The organism is Corynebacterium sp. HMSC08F01 (assembly GCF_001807545.1).
Taxonomy (GTDB): Bacteria; Actinomycetota; Actinomycetes; order Mycobacteriales; family Mycobacteriaceae; genus Corynebacterium; species Corynebacterium coyleae.
Window position 1 is genome coordinate 1 of record NZ_KV789276.1, and the last position, 5,395, is coordinate 5,395.

At 60.0% G+C, this 5,395-nt stretch carries 3 protein-coding genes; 1 reads left to right on the top strand and 2 read right to left on the bottom strand.

Features of this window, described 5'->3' with window-relative positions; translation table 11 throughout:
- Window positions 1-278 precede the first annotated feature (278 nt).
- Both HMPREF3171_RS01050 and HMPREF3171_RS01055 read right to left on the bottom strand, forming a co-directional pair.
- Window positions 279-2,171 carry a hypothetical protein gene (locus HMPREF3171_RS01050; protein WP_070482283.1) on the bottom strand — a complete coding sequence of 631 codons (1,893 nt, stop codon included), beginning with the start codon at window positions 2,169-2,171 and terminating at the stop codon, window positions 279-281.
- A gap of 157 nt (window positions 2,172-2,328) precedes the next feature.
- Window positions 2,329-5,136 carry a DUF7507 domain-containing protein gene (locus HMPREF3171_RS01055; protein ID WP_070482285.1) on the bottom strand — a complete coding sequence of 936 codons (2,808 nt, stop codon included), beginning with the start codon at window positions 5,134-5,136 and terminating at the stop codon, window positions 2,329-2,331.
- On the opposite strand from HMPREF3171_RS01055, the gene HMPREF3171_RS01060 reads away from it, so the two are divergent.
- Window positions 5,129-5,395: hypothetical protein (locus tag HMPREF3171_RS01060; RefSeq protein ID WP_210385588.1), on the top strand; the 267-nt coding region annotated here is incomplete at its 3' end. The genes HMPREF3171_RS01055 and HMPREF3171_RS01060 overlap by 8 nt on opposite strands.

Sequence of the window (5,395 nt, forward strand, 5' to 3'; positions counted from 1 at the left end):
CCATGTCCAAAATGTTCATGGACATAACACTGCTAGCACAATCCCGAACACCACTAGCAGACCAGGAGAACACCACCCCAACGCTCATCGTCTAGCACCCCGAAACACCAGCTAGACGATCAGCCCCATAACGACAAACAACCCCAACACCACCAGGGCAAACACAGAGGCCGAAACGAGATCGTCTAGCAGCATCACAAGCCCAGCTAGACGATCAGCCCACAGACGCGGAAACGCCCGCCGGTGTCGAATCCGGCGGGCGTTTCTATGCCTGGTTTTTAGTTCTCGTTGGTCTCGCGGCGACGGCCGAGCGCCATGTAGGCGCCACCCACCAGCATCAGCAGGACGCCGAGGGAGATCACGGCGCGCATCGGCGTACCGGTATCCGCAAGATCACCGTCGCGCTCCTTGCTGGAGGAGGAGGTGGTGGTCTTCTTCGTGGAAGTCGAACCCTTCGCAGCAACGCGGTTGGAGTTGTTGCTTGCGTTCTTCGCGGACGTGGTGCGGCCCGTGGAGCGGCTCGGGGTGGTCTTCAGCGGCAGTGGCGTCGCCGAGGACTTCGTGGTCTTCGCACCGCCACCGGCACCTGCGAGACCCGCGGCACCGGCCATTGCGGCAGCCGGGCCGAGAACCTTGGTGGCAATCGGCTTGAACTCATCAATCGCCTTCAAAATCTGCTGCGGACGGTTCAACGTGGTCACGTTCGGGTCACGCGGCAGGACGATCTCTGCGGTCTTTGCGCCCGGCTCGATGAGAATCTCTGCGTTGTTGTACCCCTTAGGAGCTTCCTTCAAGGTGAGCTGGATCAGCTCTTCCTTCTTACCCTTGTCGTTCAGACCGAAAATGACGTTTGCACGACCATCAGTCCCAGTCCGGCCGGCGATTCGGCCATCCGTGCTCTTAAACTCTGCACCTTCGACTGCCTTGTCGTCAGCAGTGCGCACGAAGACTTCCATGGACCATTTCCCCTTGGAGTCGACTGGTCCAGTCTCCGGCTTGTCTTCTGAGGGGTTCGCGGGGGTTGCCTTGGGGGCCGGAGTTCCGTCCGGCGTACCCGGTTTCGCGCTCCCCGACGGCTCGGTTACCGAAGTCTCGGTCGTTTCAGTCGTGGTTGCAGTTGCTGCACCAGTCTCCGGGTTGTCGCGGCCAGGAATCTTAAGACCAGCGATGCCGGCGAAGTTGTCGGCTTCGTTGCCATTGTCTTCAACGCCAGCGACAGTGTTGTCCTTCACGTGGATAGCGGTCGCGTCGTCGTCGGCAAAGACGAACTCGCCGTCTTCGTTCTTGTAGGCGTAGTTCAGTGCCTTTACCTTCGGCAGGGTTGCCTTTTCCGGCACTGTCACAGCGGCGTGGGTCGCGGCTGGAGCCTTCTCGTCGACGTCGAGGTGCCACAGGTAAGCCTCGCCCTTGTCGTTGGTGGACAGGGCGACAAGCGAGGTCTCGTTCTTCTCACCGTCGGCAGCCCATGCGGCGGGCTTGCCGGCTTCCTTCACGCCGTCGATCTTCAGCGGCTTAGTGGTGAACGCGAGCGGGGTGTTCTTGGCGCCCGACTTATCGTCGGAAAGATCCAGGGTGTACACCTTGTCCTCGCCGAACAGCACAAGCGTGCCGCCAGCGGTGAAGGCAGCGGTGTCGATCTTGGTGGCGTCGTCACCCTTGAGGTCGATCTTGCCCAGATCCATCAGACCACCATCGTTGGCGTTAATGCGCAGCAGGTGGCCGGCGTCCTTGCCCTCCTCGTCCTGGGAGATGGCGTACAGCAGCTTGTTTTCAGGGTGGCGCGCAAGAGCGGTGTAGGTGCGGCCCTTGGAGTTGTACTGCGCGCCAGAGGTACCGGTGCCGTTACCCGGCGTATCCAAGAACAAGGCAGCAAATGCCTTTGCAGCATCCGAGATGCTCGAGTCCTTGGCTGGGGTCTGCGTCACCGGCGCGGCCGAATCCGCCACGGGGGTGTTGGCGGTGGCCGGGGTGGTTGCTGGGGTCGTCGATACGCTGCTCGCATTGCTTGTCGACGACACCGGGTCCACCGCAGCAGACGACGTCACAGGCGCAGTCTCCTTCGCAGTAGCGCTCTCCTGCGCGTTTGCGACCGGCACGAGTGCGATCGAGCCTGCGACTGCTGCCGCGAGCGAAAGCCCGACGGCACGTTTTGCCTTGGATGTTGCTGCCATTATTACCTCTCGAGAATAGAAAAAGCGCGCACGAGCGCCCCCAAAAACCACATATGAATGTATACGCCAACCTTGGACTTCACAATACATCCCGAACAAAAGCGAAACCCGCCTACTCGCCGAGCAATTTGCATCGGTTTCGTAGGCGGGTCAGCTTTTACGCTTCAGCCGGTTCCGCAGGCTCCTCAGGCTTGGCGGTCTCCGTTGCCTCGGCCTTGTTGTTGGAGCTGCTGCCCTCGGTCTCTACGTTCCAGCCGAGCTGGCAGCTGGCGTAGTACAGACCCATGATCAGACCAGCCACAGCCAGGAGGCCAACACCGGCAACCGCAGCCGGGGCGGCCGGGTTGATCTGGGACAGCTGGCGGTTGACCTGGTCGATCTGCGCCTGGAACTGGTTGAACACAGACGGGACTTCAATGTTCACGTTCGGCATCACGCTGCGCACTGCCTCGTTGGCCTGTGCGGCCGCGGCGTTGAGCTCGTCTTCGAACATCACACCGATACCACCGGCGACTGCACCGAGAAGGCCGATCGGCACCAGCCACGCAACCGGGTTGGATACCGAGGATGCGGTGGCCAGGCACTTGCCCAGGGAGCTGCCGTCCTCGCCAACAATTTCGTTGTCCCTGCCGATACCGCCACCTGCAGCGATGTCGCCGTTGCCCTTCTCAAACTGCAGACCGATCACGATTTCCTTCTGGGACGGATCATCCGCAGCCGGACGCAGTTCGAACGGCTCGGAGAACTTGCCGCGAACCTTGAACGGCTTCGACTCCAGGGTCGAGCCCGCACGGGACGAGTTCTTCTCCGGATCACGCGGATCAATCAGACGCAGGTTGCCCGGGTTGTCGATCTCGAAGGTGTACTCACCCCACGGTGCAGACTCGAAGTAGACGTTGCCGTCTTCGTTGGTCTCGCCCGCGATGGACGGACCACCATCGGTCGGAACCAGCTTGACCTTCAGCCCTGCGAGGCCTTCGTTCTCGTCCTGCGTGCGGTTCTGGTTCTCATCAACCCATGCGATCAGGCGCAGGTTGTCAGCCAGCGGAGCACCCTGGTCAACGATGATGTGAGCGTTGCCCTTGAGGTTCTCGCGCGGGGAGATGATCAGCGTGGATGACGGGTCATCGCCGTAGTCCGGTTCACCCGCGAGGCCGCGGCCACGAGCCGGACGCGTCGGGAGTTCACCCGTTGCTTGTGCTTGGTTGTGGTGACGGACATTGTTAGCCAGACCTTCCGGGATCTCAGCAGTGAAGATCACACGCTGACCTGGCAGCAACGTGCCGTTGAAGCCTTCAGGCTTCTTAATCTTAAGATCCTTGACCTTCTTCAGCTGATCAGCTGGAACGTCGTTGCCATCCTTGTCCTTGGCATCGCCCTCAAAGATCGCGTCCTTAAGTTCCACGTTCACCATCGGTGCAGAACCGGTGTTCTGGATTTCGTAGGTGAACTTCAGTGCGTTGCCGACGCTCATACGAACAGGCTTGTCCGGGTTGGTAGCAAAGCGGGCGTTGACCTTCTTGTGCACCTCTGCCTTGATGAACTTGGTGTACGCCGAATCCGGTGCGGAACCTACCTTTTCACCAGTGGAGGTTTCACCGAAGGCGGTAGCGACGTTGTTGAAGTCGAACGCATCCTCCGGAGCCTTCATCTTGGCCTTAATCACCTCGGTTGCACCCGGGGCGAGCTCAGCAGTCCAGCCTTCCGGCATATTCAATTCGATGTTGCGCGACTGAAGTTCCGGATCATCGATCTCGATGTTCTTAATCGGCGTATCACCGGTGTTGGTGATGAAGAGCTCGTAGTAGAGATCCTCGCCGGGCAGGGTGGTCATGACATCGTCGACAAGATTGCCGTCCTTGTCCTTAACCTGGCCCAGGTTATCGGCGTCGCGGCCCCAGACCTGCTTCTCCAGTTTCAGGGAAGCATTCTTGGTCAGCTGGATTTCCGGCAGCTTCACGTCATCACCAGGGCGGACCGGCACCTTGATCTTGTCGATCTCGCGGTCGCTACCCGGAGTCAGGATCTCGATCTCGTTGACGCCCGGCTTGATCTTGTCGATCTTGAAGGAGCCATCGTCCTCAACGCCGATGACCTTGGAGTCGCCATTCGGGTCGGTCACTACGACCTTGGTACCCGGAACAGCATTGCCGTTGCCGTCGTTGATATTGCCCTCAATGGACTGGTCTTCCGGAGCCTTGACACGGATCTCGCCAATGTCGGTCCGCTCGCCTTGCTTCACCGTGACCTTACGGTTCAGCGGATTGCCGTTGATGTCCGTGTCCGGCCAGCCGTCCGGCAGCTCAATTTCCATGTCGAAATCGACGACGCCTTCAGGGAAGTACTGGAAGTCGATTGCCGGGGTGACGAAGAATCCGTCATCGTCGACCGTGAGCGGTACCTCGTAGTCGAAGTACTCCGGTCCCTTGGTCTCCTCAGTGCGGGGATCGACCGAGATGGTGTTCGGATCAGCGACATCCTTCTTGATGAACTTGATCTTTGCACCCTGGATCGGGTTACCGTGCTCATCGATCAACCAACCACCGACGGTGCTTTCACCGATGCGGTCAGACTTGTCCTTGCGGTCACGCTCCGACTTGTCGACCTCGAACTCGATCGGATCAGACTCGCCGTCCTTGACCTCAACGATCTTCGGACGTGGGTTGTTCATGCCCTCAGGGGTCTCTACCTCGACGATGTACTTACCGTCAGGCAGCGGCTTGTCGTCCGGACCATGGATCTCGAAGTTGCCCTCTGGATCCGTGATCTCTACGTTCTCAGCAACCTTCTCGCCATCAGGTCCGTAAACCGTGACATTCGGCTTACCCTCGCCGTCCTGCGGCAGCGGCTTGCCGTCCTTGTCCTTGACCGTGCCGCTAATGGAAGGCTTGGTCTCGACCGGAGTGGTCGTGGTCGGCGTCGGCTTTTCAGTCGTCGAGGTTGGCGTCGGCTTCGACGTGGTCACGGTCACCTTCGTGGTCGTCGGCTTCTCAGTTGTCGAAGTTGGCGTCGGCTTGGACGTGGTCACCTTCGTGGTCGTCGGCTTTTCAGTCGTCGAGGTCGGCGTCGGCTTCGACGTGGTCACGGTCACCTTCGTGGTCGTCGGCTTCTCAGTTGTCGAAGTTGGCGTCGGCTTCTCAGTCGTCGGAGTCGGCGTCGGCTTGCTGGTCGTCGGCTTCGGGGTCGGGTTGATGTTCTCCAGCTTGGTGTCCTGGTCCTTCTTC